This window comes from Stenotrophomonas sp. Steno-C15 (assembly GCF_056393265.1).
The window spans coordinates 109,549-128,571 of record NZ_JBWJPF010000010.1; the positions used below are offsets into that span (position 1 = coordinate 109,549).

Here is a 19,023-nt window from a genome sequence, read left to right on the forward strand (position 1 = left end):
TTTCCATGTCCGAGTCCCCCGCCCCGCGCCCCTCCCGCCCGCTGCCGCCGGTCGCCATCGTTATCGGCGTGCTGTTCTTCTTCGGCCTGCTCGGGTTGATGATCTACGGCGTGATGAAGTCGGGCGACCCGCAGCGCGACGTGCTGCCTTCGGCCCTCATCGACAAGCCCGCCCCCGCCTTCGCGCTGCCGGTGCTGCACGATCCGCAGATGATCGTGCGCAGCGAAGAACTGCGCGGTGCGCCCTATCTGCTGAACGTCTGGGGCAGCTGGTGCGCGGCCTGCCGCGAGGAACACCCGGTACTGACCCGTTTCGCCGAGAGCAAGCGCGTGCGCGTGATCGGCTACAACTGGAAAGACGACCCCACCGATGCCCTGCACTGGCTGGAACAGCTGGGCAATCCGTTCATGGTCGTGCTCAGCGACATCGAAGGCCGTACCGCGATCGACTGGGGCGTAACGGCCGCGCCGGAGACCTTCCTCGTCGACGGCAGCGGCATCGTGCGCTGGAAGTACAGCGGAGCGATGACGCAGAAGGTGGTCGACGAGAAGCTGATCCCGGCGCTGGAGAAGATCGAGAAGGCTCAGAACGATGCGGCCGGTTCGCAGCGCGTTGCTCCGTAGCGGCCTGCGCGGGCTGCTGGTACTGCTGCTGGCCGGGTCGTTGCCCGGCCTGGCGCAGCAACCACTGCATGACCCAAAGCCGCTGCAGTTCCGTGATGCAGCGGAGGAGCGTCGTTTCCACGACCTCGCCGCGCAGCTGCGCTGCGTGCAGTGCCAGAACCAGTCGCTGGCCGATTCCAACGCCCAGATCGCCCAGGACCTGCGCCGGGAGGTACTGCAGCTGATGCAGCAGGGCCATGACGATACGCAGATCAAGCGCTTCCTCGTCGCCCGCTATGGCGACTTCGTGCTTTACCAGCCCCCACTGCAGCCGGGCACCTGGTTGCTGTGGGGTGGTCCGCTGCTGGTACTGGGCGCCGGCGCGCTGGTGGTGGTGGGCATCGTCCGCCGTCGTGCCCGTACCGTGGCCGCCGCACCGCCGACATCGGCCGACGTGGGAGAGGACTGGTGAACGATTGGCTGCTTTTCGCGGCTGCCGCCAGCGCTGCGCTCACTGCGCTGCTGGTGTTGTGGCCGCTGCGGCGGCAAGGCCGCACCGGCTTCCTCGTCGCCGTGGCTGCCGTGGGCATCGCCGGCGCCTGCCTGTACCAGCTGGTGGGGAACCCGCAGGCGGCACGGGTGCAGCCGGCGCCATCGGTGGCGACCCTGCGCGAGGGCGTGCAGGCCCTGCAGGGCGCGCTGCAGCGCGATCCACAACGTGCCGATGGCTGGGCCCTGCTCGGCCGGTCGCAGAGCGAACTGGGCAACGCCGCCGCGGCTGCCGAAGCCTTCGCGCGCGCGGTAGCACTGGCACCGGACGACCCGGGCGTGCTGGTGGAGGCGGCGCAGGCGCGCGCCCAGGCCGATGCCGGAAAGCAGTTCGACGACACCGCCGTATCGTGGCTGCAGCGGGCGCGCACGCTGGCGCCCGATGCCGAACGGGCCAGCTGGCTGCTCGGCATCGCCCTGCGCCAGCGCGGCCGCAACAGCGAAGCCGCCGATGTCTGGAGCGGCCTGCTGCCGCACCTGGAACCGGGTGCCGCGCAGGCGCTGCAGGCACAGATCGCCATTGCCCGCGAAGCGGCCGCACAGGCACATGAGCCAGCCCCGGCGACCTCGCCTGCACTGCTGCAGGTGCGTGTGCAGCTGCCCGTCTCCGTGCAGCATGCGCAATGGCCGGCGGGCGCGCAGATCTTCGTGCTGGCGCGTGCGGTCGGCGGCCCGCCGATGCCGGTCGCGGTGCGCAAGCTGCCTCTGGCTGGTTTTCCCGGCACGGTCGGACTTGGCGACGGCGACAGTCCGATGCCCACCGCGCCCCTGTCAGCGCATCGCGAGGTGGAAGTGCTGGCGCGGATCTCGCGCAGTGGCAGTGCCAATCGCGGCGACGGTGACCTGCAGAGCCTCCCGGTAAAGGTGACCCTGCCGCATGAGGGCGTGGTGGAACTGCGGTTTCCGTAACACCGCACCGCTGCGCTCGCCGGGCACGGCCCGGCGCTACCTGCGCGCTTGCCATCGGTAGCGCCGGGCCATGCCCCACAGAGGGTTGGCGTGCGACATTCGCCCGCTGATGGAAACCAGCGTGTCGCCAGCTCCACATGCCGCCCCGCTAGAATGCCCGCATGACCGAATTCATTCCGCCCGGCACCCGCTTCCATGCCCTGCCTTCGCCCTTCCCGTTCAAGCGCGGCGGCGCCCTGCACGGTGCGCGCGTGGCCTACGAGACCTGGGGCACGCTGGCTGCCGATGGGGGCAACGCGATCCTGATCGTCACCGGCCTGTCGCCGGACGCGCATGCCGCCGGCAACGCAGGCAATCCCGCACCGGGCTGGTGGGAGGCGATGCTCGGGCCGGGCAAGCCGATCGATACCGACCGCTGGTTCGTGGTCTGCGTGAACTCGCTGGGCAGCTGCAAGGGCTCGACAGGACCGGCATCGATCAATCCGGCGACCGGCGAACCGTACCGGCTCGGCTTCCCCGAACTGTCGATCGAAGACGGCGCACGCGCCGCCCTCGAGGTGGTGCGTGCGCTGGGTATCGAACGGCTGGCCTGCGTGATCGGCAACTCGATGGGCGGCATGACCGCGCTGGCGGTGCTGATGCTGCATCCGGGAATCGCGCGCAGCCACATCAACATTTCCGGCAGTGCGCAGGCGCTGCCGTTCTCCATCGCGATCCGATCGCTGCAGCGGGAGGCGATCCGTCTCGATCCACGCTGGAACAGTGGCCACTACGACGATAACCACTACCCGGAATCCGGCATGCGCATGGCGCGCAAGCTGGGGGTGATCACCTACCGCTCGGCGCTGGAATGGGACGGCCGCTTCGGTCGCGTGCGCCTGGATTCGGACCAGGCCGACGACGATCCGTTCGGCCTGGAGTTCCAGGTCGAAAGTTATCTCGAAGGCCACGCACGCCGCTTCGTGCGCTTCTTCGATCCGAACTGCTATCTGTACCTGAGCCGCTCGATGGACTGGTTCGACCTGGCCGAGTATGCCGATGGCGATGTCATGGCCGGACTGGCCAGGATCCGTGTGGACAAGGCGCTGGCCATCGGTGCCAACACCGACATCCTGTTCCCGGTGCAGCAGCAGCAGCAGGTGGCCGACGGCCTGCGCGCCGGTGGCGCCGATGCACGCTTCATCGGACTGGACTCGCCGCAGGGCCATGATGCCTTCCTGGTCGATTTCGATCGGTTCGGCCCGGCTGTTCGCAGCTTCCTCGACACGCTCTAGTGGGATGGCGGCGTCATCTCGCGCTGGCCGCCTTCGGCGCGCTGATCGCACTGACGATCAGCGGCGTTCTGCCCCTGTGGCTGGGCGGCTGGTGCCTGCTGGCCAGTGCCGTGTCGTTTGGCCTGTATGGCCATGACAAGCGCGCCGCACAACGCAACCACCGGCGCATTCCGGAACGGACACTCCAGCTGCTGGCCTTCGCCGGCGGCTGGCCCGGCGCATTGCTGGGCCAGGCGACGTTCCGCCACAAGCATCGCAAAGCCGCATTCCAGTGGGTGTTCGGGTTGTGCGTGCTGGCCAATGTGGCCTCGATCGCCGTGATGCTGCGCGAATTTTCCTGATGAGGCGCGCCGCTCACGCCTCGCGGATCAGCACGCCATCGCGCAACCGGTACTGCGCGTCGACCACGCCATCGGGCAGGTCGTCATGGGTGATCATCAACAGGCTGCGACCGTCCAGCAGGCCGGCCAGATCCTGCAGCAGCGCATGGGCCGTGTCCACGTCCAGGCCTTCGGTCGGTTCGTCCAGCAACAGGATCGGCGCGTTGCGCAACAGCGCGCGGGCCAGCGCCAGGCGTCGCGCCTGACCCGCGGACATCGTCGCACCGTTCTCGCCAACCCAGGCCAGCAGGCCACCATTGCGCTCGGCCCACTCGCCCAGCCGCACCCTGTGCAACACCGCCCACAGTGCAGCATCGTCGGCATCAGGATCCCCCAGGCGCAGGTTCTCCGCCACGCTGCCGGCGAACACCGGGGCGTTCTGCGGCAGCCAGGCCAGCTGCCGATGCCAATCGGCCTGGGCGAAATCACGCAGGTCCCGCCCGCCATAGGTCAGCCGGCCCTGCTGCGGATCCCACAGGCGCAGCAGCAGGCTGGACAACGTGGTCTTGCCGCAGCCACTGTCGCCACGGATGGCGATGCGCTCGCCGGGCGCCAACGTCAGCTGCAGCCCGCGCAGCACCGGGCGTACCGCCCCCGGCCACTGGAAGTGGACGTCATCCCAGTGCACGCGTGCGTGCACCGGAACCGGCTGCGGTGCCAGCGGTTCGTCCACGGCCGGCGGCTGCTCGACGATGGACTGCAGGCGATCGGCCGAGATGCGACCGGACTGCAACGACTGCCATGCCAGGCCCATCCCCGCCCACAGCTCGATCAGCGCCACCGTCAGGAACACCAGTCCGGCTGCCATTTCAGCGGCGATGCGCTGTTGCTCGGCCGCATGCAGGGCCAGTGCCAGCATGGCGACCAGGCCAAGTCCGGCCACGCTGCCGTGCAGTGTCGACGCGGCGATCAGGCGCCAGCGGCGACGGCGATCACGCGCGGCCAACTGCTTGGCGGCCACCCGCACCTTCAGCTGCCACGCCGCATCGGCATGCAGCGCCGCCAGATCACCCGCGCCTTCCAGTCCTTCAAACGCGGCAGTGCGCAGCGCGGCTCGATGCGCGGCGCGATCCGCTTCCTCGCCATCGCGGCCACGCACGCCCAGCCACGGCACACCGAAGGCAATCAGCGCGGCCAGCACCGCCAGCAGCACCGCTGCGGACGGCAGGATCATCGCCGCCGACAGCACGGCCACCATCGACAGGGCACCCAGCGCGACCAGCGGGCCCAGCGCGCGGACCAGCAGGCCGTCCACTTCACCGATATCACCGAGCAGGCGCGCGAGCAGCTCGCCGGTGCGGGTGGCACCCAGCCGCGCGGGCGCCAGTGGCAGGGCGCGCCGGAAGAACCATACCCGCAGGTCGCGGGCGATGCGCAACGTGGCATCGTGGCCAACCAGCTTCTCGAAATAGCGGGAAACGATGCGTGCCATGGTCAGGCCACGGATGCCGGCCGAAGGCGAAAAGAAGTTGAAGCCCTGGCCGAGACCGGCGGCACCGGCCAGCGCCGCTGCGGTGAGGAAGCCACCGGACAGGCCAAGCAGGGCGGTGCCTGCCAGCATCGTGGTCCACAGCAGCAGCATGGTCAGCAGCAGACGCGGCCGCTGCTGCAGGAACACCGCACGCAGCGTGTCGGGCGAGCGGCTCATGCGTGCACCGCCTGCGCCGGCTCGACGAGACGTCCTTCCGGCAGCAGCAGGCAGCGATCAGCCCAGGCGATCACGGCCGGGCTGTGGGTGGCAACCACCACGCTGCGACCGCGCGCGTAGGCGGCAAGACTGCGCAGCAGCGCGGCCTCGGTATCTGCATCGAGGAAGGCGGTCGGCTCATCCAGCAACAGCACCTGCGGATCGCGCAGCAGCAGGCGGGCCAGGCCGATGCGTCGTGCCTCGCCCCCGGACAGGCCGAAGCCGCGTTCACCGATGATCGTGTCCAGCCCCTGCGGCAGCCCCTGCGCGAACGTGAGCACCTGCGCTGCCTCGGCCACCGCGCGCAATCGTGCATCACTGGCGCCAGGATCGGCCAGCCGCAGGTTGTCGGCGATGCTGCCGTGGAACAGATAGGGGCGCTGGCTGGCATAGGCCACCTGCACGCCGGGGCGCAGCATCAGCCTGCCCGCGCGCGGCGGCAGCCAGCCGGCCAGCGCCTCCAACAGCGTGCTCTTGCCGCTGCCGCTGGCACCTACCAGTGCCAGCCGCTGGCCTGGTTCCAGCAGCACATCCACGCCCTGCAGCACATCCTGCGACGCGCCCAGCGGGCGCAGCACCAGGCCCTGTGCCTGCAGCGGCGGCAGTGCGGCCTCGGCCGGCTCCACTGCCAGCGGCACGACCTCGTTCTCGATCAGTCCCTGCTCATCCGGCAACGACTGCAGCAGGCGCTCCACTTCGGCTGCCGCGGCCAGCGCGTTGGCACGATCGTGATAATGCGCGGCCAGCCGTCGCAGCGGCGCGTAGAATTCCGGTGCCAGCAGCAGGCAGAACAGGCCTGCGCCCAACGTCGGCACGGCCGCATGCAGCGACATCATGCCCAGATAGCTCAAGCCCAGGTACAGCGCAACCATCGCCACGCTGACGGAAGCGAAGAACTCCAGCACCGTGGACGACAGGAACGCGATCCGCAGCACTTTCATCGTGCGCAGCCGCACGCCCTCGGCAGCGGCTTCTATTCCCGCCAGCTCGGCCTCGCCCCGTCCGTACACGCGCAGCAGGCCCAGGCCCTTGATGCGGTCGGCGAAATGGCCGCTCATGCGCGCCAGCTCACCCAGCTGCGCGCGACCTGCCGCTTCGGCGCCCCACCCCACCAGCATCATGAAGAACGGCACCAGCGGCGCCGTGAACAGCAGGATCAGCGCCACCACCCAATCCACCCAGGCTACCGCGGCCAGGATCAGCACGGGCACCACCACCACTTCAGTGCGCACCGGCAGGAAACCGCTGTAATAATTCTCGATCGCATCACCGTGATGCAGCAGCAGCTCGCCCAGCTCGCCGGTGCGGCGCTGCCGCAGCCACAGCGGCCCGTGGCCGAGCAGGCGCGCGAACACGCGCTCGCGTAGGGCCAGGCGGGCAGTGTCGGCAACATCGCCGGCGGCAGCTTGGGTCGCGCTGCCCAATGCCGTGCGCAGCAACAGGATCAGCGCCAGTGCGGCCAGCACCGGCAGGCCCGAGGACAGCGGCGCCTGCTCCACCAGAACCTGCTGCACCAGCCAGGCGATGGCGGCGGCCTGGCCGATCAGCAGCGCGCCGGACAGGCTGATGCATACGGCCGCCAGGCGCTGGCGGCCCCGTGCCCCCCGCGCAAGGTCGGCCAGCCACGCGGTGCGGGCACGCCGCTGCCGGTTCGTCTCGGCTTCCGGCGAAAGGACGGTCGGTTCGGCAGCGCTCAAAGGGTCTTCACAGGGAGTGGAGGATGGATGGCATTGTAGGCACAGGCAACAGCCTCCCCCTGCGGCCAGGGGTCGCAGTTTTCACAGGGCCCGCATACGATCTCTTCGCGTACCTGTTCATACATTGATCTGGATCAAGGCTGTCTGAAGTAGTCGGTCACATCATTCACGTCGTAGACCACCCTTCCCGCCACCTGCAACGGCACTATCCAACGAGGTAGCCAGGCCATGATTGATCAGACAGTCGTAGAACTGTCGCGGCTGCAATTCGCGCTGACCGCGATGTACCACTTCCTATTCGTACCACTCACCCTGGGCCTGTCGTTCATGGTCGCCATCATGGAGAGTGTCTACGTGATGACCGGCAAGGAGATCTGGCGCCGGATGACCCTGTTCTGGGGCGTGCTGTTCGGCATCAACTTCGCCATGGGCGTGGCCACCGGCATCGTCATGGAATTCCAGTTCGGCATGAACTGGTCGTACTACAGCCATTATGTGGGTGACATCTTCGGTGCGCCGCTGGCGATCGAAGGGCTGATGGCCTTCTTCCTGGAAGCCACCTTCGTCGGCCTGTTCTTCTTCGGCTGGAACCGCCTGAGCAAGGTCAAGCACCTGACGGTCACCTGGCTGATGGCGCTGGGCACCAACCTGTCGGCGGTGTGGATCCTGATCGCCAACGGCTGGATGCAGAACCCCACCGGCGCGGTGTTCAACCCGGAAACCATGCGCATGGAAGTGGTCGATTTCATGGCCGTGGTGTTCAACCCGGTGGCGCAGGCCAAGTTCGTGCATACCGTCAGCGCCGGCTACGTGACCGGCGCGGTGTTCGTGATGTCGATCAGTGCCCTGTTCCTGCTGCGCAACAAGCACAAGGACCTGGCCCGCCGTTCGTTCGCGGTGGCCGCTGCGTTCGGCCTGCTGTCATCGCTGTCGGTGGTGGTGCTGGGCGATGAGAGTGGCTACGCCGCCAGCGAGCACCAGAAGATGAAGCTGGCCGCGATCGAGGCGATGTGGGAGACCGAGCGTGCCCCGGCGGACTTCACCGCCTTCGGCATTCCCAACCAGCAGACGCACCAGAACGACTATGCGGTGAAGATCCCATACCTGATGGGCCTGATCGCCACCCGTTCACTGGACCAGCCGATCCCGGGCATCCTGGAACTGGTGGAGCGCGCCGAGCACCGCGTACGCGGCGGCCAGCTCGCCTACGGTGCGCTGGAGCGCCTGCGCGCCAACAAGAACGACGTCGAAGCCCGTGAGATGTTCGACCGCCACTGGCAGGATCTGGGCCATGGGCTGCTGCTCAAGCGCTACCGCGAGGACATCCTCAACGCCACCCCCGAACAGATCTCGCAGGCGGCAATGGATACCGTGCCGCGCGTGATGCCGCTGTTCTGGACCTTCCGCGTGATGGCGGGCCTGGGCTTCTATCTGATCGCCTTCTTCGCATTGGCCTTCTACTACTCGTGCCGCAACAACTTCCAGGACAAGCGCTGGTTCCTCACGCTGGCCCTGTGGACGCTGCCGGCACCGTGGATCGCGATCGAATGCGGCTGGTTCGTGGCCGAGTACGGCCGTCAGCCCTGGGCGGTTGATGGCGTGCTGCCGACGTTCTACGCGGCATCGGGCCTGGCCCTGCACCAGATCGTGCTGACCCTGGCCGGCTTCACCGCGATCTACACCGCACTGATCGTGGTCGAGATCAAGCTGATGCTCAAGGCGATCCGCAAGGGTCCGGACGAGGTGCTGCCGTCGCTGCAGTCGCCCCGCCCGCATGCTTCCCCCAATGCCGCAGCGCCGGCCGCCGGCCAGGCCTGAGGCAGGAGAAAACCAAGATGGATTTCATTCTTCTGGACTACACCACGCTGCGCGTGATCTGGTGGCTGCTGCTCGGCATCCTGCTGATCGGCTTCGCGGTGATGGATGGTTTCGACCTGGGAGTGGGCACGCTGCTGCCTTTCGTGGCCCGCACCGACGCCGAGCGCCGGCTGGTGATCAACACCATCGGCCCGGTATGGGAAGGCAACCAGGTGTGGCTGATCCTGGGTGGCGGTGCGATCTTCGCCGCCTGGCCGCCGCTGTACGCGGTCAGCTTCTCAGGCTTCTACCTGGCGATGTTCGTCATCCTGTTTGCCCTGATCCTGCGCCCGGTCGGCTTCAAGTTCCGCAGCAAGATGCCGGGCGAGCGCTGGCGCAACACCTGGGACTGGGCGCTGTTCATCGGCGGCTTCATCCCTGCGCTGATCATGGGCGTGGCGGTGGGCAACGTCCTGCTGGGCGTGCCGTTCCACTTCGATGACAGCATGCGCATCTTCTACACCGGCTCGTTCTTCGGGCTGCTGATGCCGTTCGCGCTGCTGGCCGGCCTGCTCAGTGTTTCCATGCTGGTGGCCCACGGTGCGGCGATGCTGGTGATCAAGACCGATGGCCCGGTGGCTGACCGCTCGGCACGCTTTGGCAGCATTGCCGCGCTGATCGCCTTCGCACTGTTCGCGGTGGGGGGAGCCTGGGTGGCCTTCGGCCTGCCGGGCTACCAGATCACCTCGCAGGTGATCACCGACGGCGCCACCAACCCGCTGCTGAAGAGCGCCGAGCTGGGCGCGGCCGGCGGCTGGATGCGCAACTACAGCACCATGCCGGCGACCCTGCTGGCGCCGCTGGTCGGCCTGCTTGGCCTGCTCGCCAGCGCGGTGCTGCTGCGTGCCCGTCGCGGCGGCCTGGCCTTCATCGCCTCCGGCGCAGCCATCGCCGGCATCATCCTGACCGTCGGCTTCGCGATCTTCCCGTTCCTGCTGCCGTCCTCCAGCCAGCCCACCTCCAGCCTGACCGTGTGGGATGCCTCGTCCAGCCATCTGACCCTGTGGATCATGCTGCTGGCCACGGTGGTGTTCCTGCCGATCATCCTTGCTTACACCACCTGGGTGTACCGCGTGCTCAAGGGCAAGACCACCAGCGATGAAATGGGCAGCAACCCCAACGCCTACTGATCCCCTGCCTCCCAAGGAGAACCGAACATGTGGTATTTCGCCTGGATCCTCGGCGCCGGCCTCGCCTCGACGGTCGCCATCCTCAACGGCATGTGGTTCGAAGCCCGCGAACAGAACCGCATCGACACAGAGAATCGTCGCTGAAATGTAAAAAAACCTTGCCGCCCAGGCCTTCACACGGTATCTTAGGCGGCTCCTTCGGGGTGTAGCTCAGTCTGGTAGAGCGCTACGTTCGGGACGTAGAGGTCGCAGGTTCGAATCCTGTCTCCCCGACCACTTCGGTGGTCGCATTGAAGCCTGGTGAAGTCGTCCAGGCTTTTTTGTTCCCTGAAGAGCCGCTGCCCCCGGCAGCGTGAAGGAAACGGCGTTCACCCCTTGCCGCCATCGGGGTGAATGGCTAGAATAGGCGGCTCCCTTCGGGGTGTAGCTCAGTCTGGTAGAGCGCTACGTTCGGGACGTAGAGGTCGCAGGTTCGAATCCTGTCTCCCCGACCACTCCGGTGGTCACCAAGAAGCCTGGAAGACGCCATCGTCCTCCGGGTTTTTTTGTGTCTGCCGTCCAGCGACCCGCCGGACGCGACGCCGGAGAGGCGCGCCGCAGCGTGCCGGAAAGTGCCGATAGCGACAGATTGCGCCGACGGGACCTCGCCCCGCCCGCCAGCCACGTACAATGATGCCCACTCCCCCACCCGCCGCGTCGGCGTAGACCGATGCCGGCGCTGCACGCCACTGTGGCGGCGTGCGACACCTGCAAGGACCACCATGAGCTCCTCCTCACCCGAATCGCCGTCGCTGCTGCACGGCCGCGTTCTGGCATTCGCCGCCATCCTGCTGGCGGCGGTCAACCTGCGCACTGCCGTCACCTCGATCACCCCGCTGCTGGACGTACTGGGCCAGCAGTTCGGATTCGGCACCACCATGACCGGCGTACTGGGCATGCTGCCGACCGCCTCGTTCGCGCTGTTCGGCGTGGCCACGCCGGCTGTGGCCCGGCGCCTGGGCCTGGAGCGCACCACCCTGCTGGCGATGATCCTGGCCACGGCAGGCCTGCTGCTGCGCTCCAGCGCCGGCAACGTCGGCACCCTGCTGCTGGGCGCGGTCGTCGCGCTGGCTGGAATGGGCATCGGCAACGTGGTGGTGCCGCCGCTGGTGAAGCGCTACTTCGCCAATAAGGTCGGCACCATGAGCACGCTCTACATCAGCGTGCTGCAGCTGGGCACCATGCTGCCGGCACTGCTGGCGGTGCCGGTGGCCAGCGCGGCCGGCTGGCGCGTATCGCTGGGCATGTGGGCATTGCTGGCATTGGCCGCCGCGCTGCCGTGGCTGGTACTGGCCAGGCGCGCACCGAAGCCGCAGGCCGACGTTGCCGATCCCACCGCGCAGCCTCACGGCAAGGTCTGGCGCACCTCGTTGGGCTGGAGCATGACGCTGATGTTCGGCATGACATCGCTGATGACCTATTCGATGTTCACCTGGCTGCCGCGCATCGTGGTCGAAGCCGGCGCCACACCTGCGTTCGGTGGGGTGATGGTGGCGGTGTTCTCGGCGCTGGGCCTGTTGCCGTCGCTGGTCATTCCGTCGATGGCGGTGCGCCTGCAGAATCCGTTCCCGCTGGTCCTGATCGGCTATTCGTCATTCGTGATCGCCTTTGCCGGCCTGCTGCTGGCCCCCATGAAGGCGCCGCTGCTGTGGGCCTGCCTGCTCGGCGTGGGCCCCTCGACCTTCCCGCTGGCGCTGACCCTGATCAACCTGCGCACGCGTACCCCGACCGGTTCCGCCGCGCTGTCCGGCTTCATGCAGGGCGTGGGTTACAGCTTCAGCTGCCTGGGTCCGTTCCTGGTCGGTTGGCTGCATACCGTCAGCAACGGCTGGACGCTGCCGTTCGGCTTCCTGTTCGGCTGCGCCACGCTGATGCTGTGCGCATCGTGGGTGGCCTGCAAGCCGCGAAAGCTGGAAGACCTCTGGTAAACGGCTCGCCGCCGGCGCAGGCCTGGCGGCTGCCGGGTCAGACCCGCGTCTGACCCTCGCCGCGGACCACGAAGCGCTCGACCGTCAGTGCCTCCAGCCCCATCGGACCATAGGCATGCAGGCGCGTGGTGGAGATGCCGATCTCGCTGCCCAGCCCAAGCTGGCCGCCGTCCGAAAAGCGCGAGGACGCGTTGACCATCACCACCGCCGAGCGCAGCGCATTGACGAACCGCTCGGCATTGACGGCATCGGTGGTCGCGATCACTTCGGTGTGATCGGAGGTGTAGCGGCGGATATGCGCGATTGCCGCATCGAGATCATCGACGACGCGCACGGCCAACACCAGATCGAGGAATTCGGCTGCGTAGTCCTCGTCGGTCGCCTCGGTGCTGCCCGGCAGCAACGGACGCGCGTGGGCATCCGCACGCAGTTGTACGCCCCGTTCGCCAAGCGACTGCGCCACGCGCGGCAGGAACTCCGCCGCCACGCGCCGATGCACCAGCAGCGTCTCCAGTGAATTGCATGCGGCCGGCCGGCTGCACTTGCCATCGACCAGCAGGCCGACGGCCTGGTCGAGATCGGCGCTGGCGTCCACGAACAGATGGCAGACGCCCTTGTAGTGCTTGATCACCGGCACGCGCGCGTGTTCGGCGACAAAGCGGATCAGGCCTTCGCCGCCCCGCGGAATCGCCAGGTCGATCAGCTCGTGCAGCTGCAGCAGCTCCAGCATCGCCTCACGCCGCAGGTCGGTCAGTACAGTCACCGCTGCGGGGGGAACACCGTTGGCCTGCAACGCACCGGCCAATGCCTGGGCAATGGCGGTATTGGAATGGATCGCCTCGGAGCCACCACGCAGGATCACGCCGTTGCCTGCCTTCAGGCACAGTGCGGCCGCTTCGGCGGTCACGTTCGGGCGCGCCTCGTAGATCATCGCGATCACGCCCAGCGGCACCCGCACTTTCTGCACGCGGATGCCATTGGGGCGGACGTCGTCGCGGGTCACCTGCCCGACTGGATCGGGCAACGCGGCAACCTCACGCACCGCGTCGGCCATCGCCAGCAGACGCGGCGGGTCCAGTGCCAGCCGGTCCAGCATGGCACTGCCGACGCCCTTGTCGCGCGCGGCGGCCAGGTCGCGCGCATTGCCGGCCAGGATCTGGCCGGCATTCACTTCCAGTGCCTGTGCCATGGCCTGCAGCAGCGCGCGCCGCGCTTCGCTGTCGAGGCCTGCAACCGCCTGGGCCGCGTCACGGCAGGCGCGTGCCTGTGCTTGGATGTCACTCATCGGGGTGTCCTGCGGTCCGGTCATGGCAGCACCAGATCGTCACGATGGACGACGCTGCCCCCATAGTTGTAGCCCAGTACGGCCTGGATGTCGCGCGAATGGCGGCCAGCGATGCGGCGCACGTCGTCAGCCGCGTACTGGCTGACACCACGGGCAACGCAGACCCGCCCTTCGGCGGTGTTCCAGCACACCTGCACCATGTCGCCCCGGCGGAAATCACCGTCGGCACCGGTGATGCCGCCGGGCAGCAGCGAAGCGCCCTTCTCGCGCATCGCCTGCGCCGCGCCGGCGTCGATCACGATCGCGCCATCGGCCAGGGGGGCATGGCGCAGCCAGTGCTTGCGCGCCGCTTCACGGCTGCGTGCGGCATGGATCCGGGTGCCGAACAGGCGATCCTGCGCCAGCGCGCGCACCACCTCGCCGCTGCGGCCGTTGAACAGATAGGTTTCGATACCCAGCCGGCCGGCCTTGGCTGCGGCCTCCAGCTTGGTACGCATGCCCCCGGTGCCCGCGCGCGAGCCGGCGCCGCCGGCCATCGCCAGCACGTCCGGGCCCAGTTCCGGCACATCGTGCAGCGGCCTCGCGTCGGCCACGGTGCGCGGATCGGCGCTGTACAGGCCATCGATGTCGGTGGCGATGAACAATGCGTCGGCATCGACCAGCGCCGCCACGGTCGCGGCCAGGTTGTCGTTGTCGCCGAGCTTGAGTTCATCCACCGAGACGGTGTCGTTCTCGTTCACCACCGGCAGCGCACCCAGCCGCAGCAGTTCGGTGAGGGTGGCGCGGGCGTTGAGGTAGCGGCGGCGGTTGCGCAGGTCGTCGTGGGTCAGCAGCACCTGCGCGACCGGGCGCTCGAAGAAGCGCTGCCACAGGCCGATCAGCTGCGCCTGGCCAAGCGCAGCCAGTGCCTGCCGCGCGGCCATCGCAGCGCCCGGCTCATCGGCACGCGGCAGGATCGCGCGGCCGGCGGCGACCGCGCCGGACGAGACGATCACCACTTCGCGGCCGGCCAGCACATTGGCCGAGACGAACTGGGCCAGGCCCAGCGCATGGCGTGGTGACAGGCCGCCTCCATCGGCAGCGAGCAGGCTGCTGCCCACCTTCAGGACGGCACGTCGCCATGGCGGCAGCGCCTGTTCGGGAAACGGCGAAGCGACGGGGGCGGCGTGCGGGGTCATGGCCGGGCTCTCAGCGGGTATTCCATTCGTGCACGGTCAGCTCGGAGGCCTGCATCGTCACCAGCGGATCCGTGGCGACGATGGCCTGCGCCTGTGCGAGGCTCTCCACGTTGCACAGCACGTAGGCACCGCCGCTGCCGTCGGCGAAACCACCGGTGAGCTGCAGCTGGCCCTGCGCACGCAGTCCATCGAGGAAATCCAGATGCGGCTGCACAGCGGCGGCACTGAAGCCGGGCCGGCGCATGGCCAGGACCAGATAGACGGTGCCCGCCATCAGGACAGCGCCTGCCAGCGCGCGCGCAGCTCATCCAGGCGCAGGTCCGATGCCGAACCCGGCGAGACACGCGCGGCCAGGCTGCCCTCCGGCGTGCGTCCCTGCCCTGCGCTGTCGGCACCTGCCGCGGCGGCCTTGTAGGCGTCGCGGAACGGCACGCCGGCCACGGCGGCCTCGACCGCGACGTCGGTGGCATACATGCCGGAGTCGATCGCCGCGCGCAGCCTGTCCTCGCGCCATTCCAGATTGGCCAGCAGCGCCGGCAGCAGTTCCAGCGCGGCCAGGCCGCGACCGAAGCCGTGGAAGATGGCCCCCTTGGACGACTGCAGATCACGATGGTAGCCGGACGGCAGCGACAGCAGCTGTTCGATTTCGGTGCGCGCCGCAGCAACGCTGGCGTGGGTGGCACGCATCAGTTCGATCACATCGGGGTTGCGCTTGTTCGGCATGATCGAGCTGCCGGTGGTGTACTGCGCCGGCAGTGCGACGAAGCCGAATTCGGCGCTGGTGAACAGCGACAGGTCCCAGGCGATGCGACGCAGGTCCAGGGTAGCGCCACCCAGCGCCTCCAGGGCGGCCAGCTCGAACTTGCCGCGCGACAGCTGTGCATAGATCGGTGATACCTGCATGCGCGCGAAACCAAGCGCGGCCGTGGTGTGTTCACGGTCCAGCGGCAGGTTCACGCCATACCCGGCGGCGGTACCCAGCGGGTTGGCATCGACCAGCGCATGGGTGTCACGTGCACGGATGGCATTGTCGATGAAGGCTTCCGCCCAGCCGGCCCACCACATGCCCGCCGAGGACACGACGGCTCGCTGGATGTGCGTATAGCCCGGCACCGGCAGGTCCTTTTCCGCCTGAGCGCGGTCGAGCGCGACCTTGGCCACCTCGGCGCTGAGCTGGGCGACGCGCTGCAGCTTTTCCTTCAGCCACAGGCGCGTGGCGACCAGGATCTGGTCATTGCGGCTGCGACCGGTGTGGATCTTGCGGCCGGCATCACCCAACCGCTCGGTCAGGCGCGCTTCGATCGCCGAGTGACCGTCTTCATAGCGCGTATCCAGCACGAAACGGCCTGCGCGGAAGTCGTCTGCCAGCACCTCCAGTTCGCGCAGCAGGCCCTCCAGCTCGCTGGCGGCGAGGATGCCGATGTGCTGCAGGCCCTGTGCATGCGCGGCGCTGGCCGCGATGTCATGCAGGAAGAACTCACGGTCGAGGATCACGTCATCGCCGGCGAGGAAGGTCTGGATCTGGGCGTCGACAGCGACGCCGGGTTTCTGCCAAAGAAGGTCTGCCATGGGGGCTCCGGATGCGGGTTCAGTGCGGGATCGACGTCAGTTCGTCGATGCCCAGCGCAAGGTTGAGATTCTGCATGGCCTGGGTGGCCGCGCCCTTCAGCAGGTTGTCCAGCGTCGCCACCACCACCACCCGCTTGCCACCCGGGGCCAGGGTGAAGCCACCGATCTGGGCACCGTGGCGGCCGGCGATGCGGCTGACCCACGGCGCGTCATCCACCACCTCGATGAGTGCTTCGCCGGCATAGGCCTGCTGGAAACGCTCGACGATCTGCTCGCGCGTCTGTGCGCGGTTCAACCACAGATTGGCGGTCAGGGTGATGCCGCGGAAATGGGGCGCCACATGCGGCATGAACTCCACTGCCACCCCCAGCTGCACCGACACCTCGCGCTCGTGCACGTGGTTGGTCAGCGCGTACGGCATCAGGTTGTCGGCCAGCAGTTCGACGTTGTTCTTGTCGGAGGGCGTGGTGCCCGCACCGGAGTAGCCGGACACGCCGAAGCACTGCGGGGGCCCGGCCAGCAGGTCCAGCAGCGGATGGATCGCCAGCTGCATCGCGGTGGCGTAGCAGCCAGGATTGCTGATGTGCTTCTGCCCGGTGTAGCGACCGCGGGTCAGCTCCGGCAGACCGTAGTACCAGCTGTGATCGAAGCGGTAGTCGGCCGACAGGTCCACGATCACCGTATCGGGCCGGGCGCTTTCAAGCGCGGCCACGAACGGTGCGGCCAGGCCATTGGGCAGCGCCAGGATCACCGCGTCCACGCCCTTGGCCGCCACCGCGTCGGCGTCGAGGTTCTCGTAGCGCAGGTCACCCTGCACTTCCGGATGATGGTCAGACAGGCGCTGCCCTGCACGTTCGCGCGAGGATACGAACGCCAGGCGCAGGCGCGGATGCGCGGCAACGAGCTTGATCAGTTCGGCACCGGTATGGCCGCGGGCACCGATGATGCCCAGGGAGAAAATCGAATCGTTCATGCGTGGCTGTCCAGACGGTACTGCAGGTGGCGCTTCACGCCCTGCCATTCCGCATCGATGATGGAAAAGATGACGGTGTCGCGCGGCGTGCCGTCGGCATGTCGCTTGTGGTTGCGCAGCACGCCATCCTGCTTGGCCCCCAGGCGGGCGATGGCGGTGCGCGAGGTGGTGTTGAACCAGCTGGTTTCCAGCACCACGCTGATGCAGCCCATGACTTCGAAGGCATGCTGCAGCAGCAACAGCTTGGCCTCGGTGTTGGCACCGGTACGCTGCGCGCGCGGTGCATACCAGGTATAGCCGAGACTGAGCCTGGGCACGGCAGCATCGAGGTCATAGAAGCGGGTGCTGCCGACGATGTCGCCAGCGGCATCACGGATGACGAAGGGCAGCACCCTGCCCTCCGCCTGCGCCTGCAGTGCGGCCTGTACGTAGGCGCCTGCCTGTGCCGGCGCCGGCACCTGGGTGTACCAGAGCCGGTCCAGTCCGCTGCCTTCCAGCGCGGCACGCAGGCCGTCCACGTGTCCCTGCTGCAAGGGCTGCAGCGTCACATGCTGGCCGCGCAGGGTCGGCACCGTCGCCCAGGTGTCGGTGACGGTCATCGTTCAGCCCTGCAGGCTCGGTGCGCGTGCAGCGCAGTGATCGACATAGGTGCGGATGCGGTCGATGCCATCGGCACCGAACCAGAACACCTTCCACTGGTCCTGCTTGTAGCAGCCGTCGGATTCGGCGTAGTAGAAGTGATTGATCGGATTGCCGTGACGCGAGCGCCAGAACAGCTGAGGCGTTTCCTCCAGCATCACGTTCCAGACCGCACGCCCCAGGCCCTCGCCCTGCGCATCATCGAGCACGGCGAACTTGTCCAGATAGACACCTTCGGCCTCGTTGGTCAGGATGACGGCCGTCCGATAGTTCTCGCTGACGTACGCGCGCAGCAGCCTGGTCTTCTGGAAGTAGTCCGGCACCAGGGTGCGGCCGAAGCTGGATTCGATCAGGCCCTTCAGGCGTGGCAGATCCAACTCGTCCCACGTGGCCGCACGCAGCACCTTCTCGCCCTTGCGCACCAGCGTGCCTGAGCCCTTGTGGGTGAACAGTTCCTTGGCCAGATCGGCCGGGCGGGTGATCGACACCGACGATTCCAGCGGCAAGCGATCGAGCAGATCCTTGATCTGTTCGATCTTGACCTTCATGCCGCCGTGGATCCACGGCTGTGCGATCAGGTGGTCGTACTCGGTGGACAGGTTGATTGAATCGATGACGTTGCCCGCCTCGTCCAGCAGGCCACCGGTACCGGTCAGGAAGATGATCTTGTACGGCTGCAGTTCCTGCACCAGTTCGTTGGCGGCAAAGTCGGCATTGACGTTCAGGATCTGTCCGCCGGCGGTCTCACCCAGGCTGGTGATGACCGGGATCGATCCGGCGCGCAGGCTGGCTTCGATCGGCGCCAGGTTGACCTTCTTCACTTCACCGACCAGGCCGTAGGTGTCCACGTCCAGGTACTCGGCCTCGAACACGCCACCGGTGATCGAGGTGGCACGCGCTCCATTCTGCTGCAGGGCTTCGACCAGGCGCAGGTTGGATTGCTGGAACACCCGGCGCACGATCGCCAGTGCTTCCGGCGAGGTCACGCGCAGGCCGTTGACGGTCTGCTTCTCGATGCCAGCAGCGGACAGCTCGGCGTCCAGCTGAGGGCCGGCACCGTGCAGCACGATCGGGGTCAGCCCGACTTCCTGCAGGAAGGACAGCGAGGAGGTCAGCGCTTCAAGATCGTCGCGCAGCACGGCGCCACCGACCTTGACCACGGCGAAGCGCTTGGCGTCCAGCTGCGAGAAGCGCTTGAGGTACTGGCTGATCTCCTTCGCGCTGGCCATGCTGGACAGCAGGCGCACGATGGTCTGGCGGGTCTGGCGGTGGGGCTGGAGGGCAGGAGACATTTCGGTTTCGTCACGGGCGGCGGTCGCCGCGTTGC

General features: G+C 67.8%; 18 protein-coding genes and 2 tRNA genes. 11 read left to right on the forward strand and 9 right to left on the reverse strand.

What is annotated here, in order from left to right; all coding sequences use genetic code 11:
- The first annotated feature begins 5 nt into the window (after positions 1 to 5).
- The 5 genes from AC06FB_RS10095 (at position 6) to AC06FB_RS10115 (ending at position 3,675) form a co-directional block, all read left to right on the forward strand.
- Positions 6 to 623 carry a DsbE family thiol:disulfide interchange protein gene (locus tag AC06FB_RS10095; RefSeq protein WP_053516864.1) on the forward strand — a complete coding sequence of 206 codons (618 nt, stop codon included), beginning with the start codon at positions 6 to 8 and terminating at the stop codon, positions 621 to 623.
- Between the two features lie 4 nt (positions 624 to 627).
- Complete coding sequence (locus tag AC06FB_RS10100; RefSeq protein WP_053516933.1) at positions 628 to 1,074, forward strand: cytochrome c-type biogenesis protein; 447 nt, start codon at positions 628 to 630, stop codon at positions 1,072 to 1,074.
- On the forward strand, positions 1,068 to 2,060 hold the full coding sequence (locus AC06FB_RS10105; protein ID WP_478053647.1) for a tetratricopeptide repeat protein: 993 nt from the start codon (positions 1,068 to 1,070) through the stop codon (positions 2,058 to 2,060). The genes AC06FB_RS10100 and AC06FB_RS10105 overlap by 7 nt, the downstream gene beginning before the upstream one ends.
- Before the next feature lie 161 nt (positions 2,061 to 2,221).
- Positions 2,222 to 3,334 (forward strand): homoserine O-acetyltransferase MetX, encoded by a 1,113-nt coding sequence (metX, locus tag AC06FB_RS10110; protein ID WP_478053642.1) that lies wholly within the window; start codon positions 2,222 to 2,224, stop codon positions 3,332 to 3,334.
- Entirely contained in the window at positions 3,334 to 3,675 is a 342-nt protein-coding gene (locus AC06FB_RS10115; RefSeq protein WP_053520347.1) for a DUF1294 domain-containing protein, read from the forward strand. The genes metX and AC06FB_RS10115 overlap by 1 nt, the downstream gene beginning before the upstream one ends.
- A 13-nt stretch (positions 3,676 to 3,688) precedes the next feature.
- On the opposite strand, the gene cydC is transcribed toward AC06FB_RS10115, so the two are convergent.
- Together cydC and cydD are read right to left on the reverse strand one after the other, a co-directional pair.
- Positions 3,689 to 5,362 carry a thiol reductant ABC exporter subunit CydC gene (gene cydC, locus AC06FB_RS10120; RefSeq protein ID WP_053520346.1) on the reverse strand — a complete coding sequence of 558 codons (1,674 nt, stop codon included), beginning with the start codon at positions 5,360 to 5,362 and terminating at the stop codon, positions 3,689 to 3,691.
- Complete coding sequence (cydD, locus tag AC06FB_RS10125) at positions 5,359 to 7,098, reverse strand: thiol reductant ABC exporter subunit CydD (protein ID WP_193396141.1); 1,740 nt, start codon at positions 7,096 to 7,098, stop codon at positions 5,359 to 5,361. Before cydD ends, cydC begins: the two co-directional genes overlap by 4 nt.
- A gap of 228 nt (positions 7,099 to 7,326) precedes the next feature.
- On the opposite strand from cydD, the gene AC06FB_RS10130 reads away from it, so the two are divergent.
- The 6 genes from AC06FB_RS10130 (at position 7,327) to AC06FB_RS10155 (ending at position 12,052) form a co-directional block, all read left to right on the forward strand.
- A complete protein-coding gene (locus AC06FB_RS10130) occupies positions 7,327 to 8,916 on the forward strand; it encodes a cytochrome ubiquinol oxidase subunit I (RefSeq protein WP_478053643.1) in 1,590 nt (529 codons plus the stop codon).
- A 17-nt stretch (positions 8,917 to 8,933) separates the two neighbouring features.
- Positions 8,934 to 10,085 carry a cytochrome d ubiquinol oxidase subunit II gene (gene cydB / locus AC06FB_RS10135; RefSeq protein ID WP_346475906.1) on the forward strand — a complete coding sequence of 384 codons (1,152 nt, stop codon included), beginning with the start codon at positions 8,934 to 8,936 and terminating at the stop codon, positions 10,083 to 10,085.
- Between the two features lie 27 nt (positions 10,086 to 10,112).
- Positions 10,113 to 10,229, forward strand: a complete 117-nt coding sequence (gene cydX / locus AC06FB_RS10140) for a cytochrome bd-I oxidase subunit CydX (RefSeq protein ID WP_053520342.1) — start codon at positions 10,113 to 10,115, stop codon at positions 10,227 to 10,229.
- 55 nt (positions 10,230 to 10,284) lie between these two features.
- Positions 10,285 to 10,361, forward strand: a tRNA-Pro gene (locus AC06FB_RS10145).
- 141 nt (positions 10,362 to 10,502) lie between these two features.
- Positions 10,503 to 10,579 (forward strand) — tRNA-Pro (locus tag AC06FB_RS10150).
- Positions 10,580 to 10,846: 267 nt separating this feature from the next.
- Positions 10,847 to 12,052 (forward strand): CynX/NimT family MFS transporter, encoded by a 1,206-nt coding sequence (locus AC06FB_RS10155; RefSeq protein ID WP_277380888.1) that lies wholly within the window; start codon positions 10,847 to 10,849, stop codon positions 12,050 to 12,052.
- 37 nt (positions 12,053 to 12,089) lie between these two features.
- On the opposite strand, the gene AC06FB_RS10160 is transcribed toward AC06FB_RS10155, so the two are convergent.
- The 7 genes from AC06FB_RS10160 to AC06FB_RS10190 are packed head-to-tail and all read right to left on the reverse strand — an operon-like array spanning position 12,090 to position 18,988.
- Complete coding sequence (locus AC06FB_RS10160; RefSeq protein WP_277380889.1) at positions 12,090 to 13,361, reverse strand: glutamate-5-semialdehyde dehydrogenase; 1,272 nt, start codon at positions 13,359 to 13,361, stop codon at positions 12,090 to 12,092.
- A complete protein-coding gene (proB, locus tag AC06FB_RS10165) occupies positions 13,358 to 14,515 on the reverse strand; it encodes a glutamate 5-kinase (protein WP_074899354.1) in 1,158 nt (385 codons plus the stop codon). The genes AC06FB_RS10160 and proB overlap by 4 nt, the downstream gene beginning before the upstream one ends.
- Before the next feature lie 10 nt (positions 14,516 to 14,525).
- Positions 14,526 to 14,789 (reverse strand): YciI family protein, encoded by a 264-nt coding sequence (locus AC06FB_RS10170; protein ID WP_065181936.1) that lies wholly within the window; start codon positions 14,787 to 14,789, stop codon positions 14,526 to 14,528.
- Positions 14,789 to 16,084, reverse strand: a complete 1,296-nt coding sequence (gene argH, locus AC06FB_RS10175; RefSeq protein WP_065181935.1) for an argininosuccinate lyase — start codon at positions 16,082 to 16,084, stop codon at positions 14,789 to 14,791. The genes AC06FB_RS10170 and argH overlap by 1 nt, the downstream gene beginning before the upstream one ends.
- Before the next feature lie 19 nt (positions 16,085 to 16,103).
- Positions 16,104 to 17,057 (reverse strand): N-acetyl-gamma-glutamyl-phosphate reductase, encoded by a 954-nt coding sequence (gene argC, locus AC06FB_RS10180; protein WP_053519694.1) that lies wholly within the window; start codon positions 17,055 to 17,057, stop codon positions 16,104 to 16,106.
- A complete protein-coding gene (locus AC06FB_RS10185; RefSeq protein ID WP_065175501.1) occupies positions 17,054 to 17,656 on the reverse strand; it encodes a GNAT family N-acetyltransferase in 603 nt (200 codons plus the stop codon). The genes argC and AC06FB_RS10185 overlap by 4 nt, the downstream gene beginning before the upstream one ends.
- A 3-nt stretch (positions 17,657 to 17,659) precedes the next feature.
- Positions 17,660 to 18,988, reverse strand: coding sequence for an acetylglutamate kinase (locus AC06FB_RS10190; protein ID WP_053519692.1), 1,329 nt, complete (start codon positions 18,986 to 18,988; stop codon positions 17,660 to 17,662).
- Positions 18,989 to 19,023: the final 35 nt, after the last annotated feature.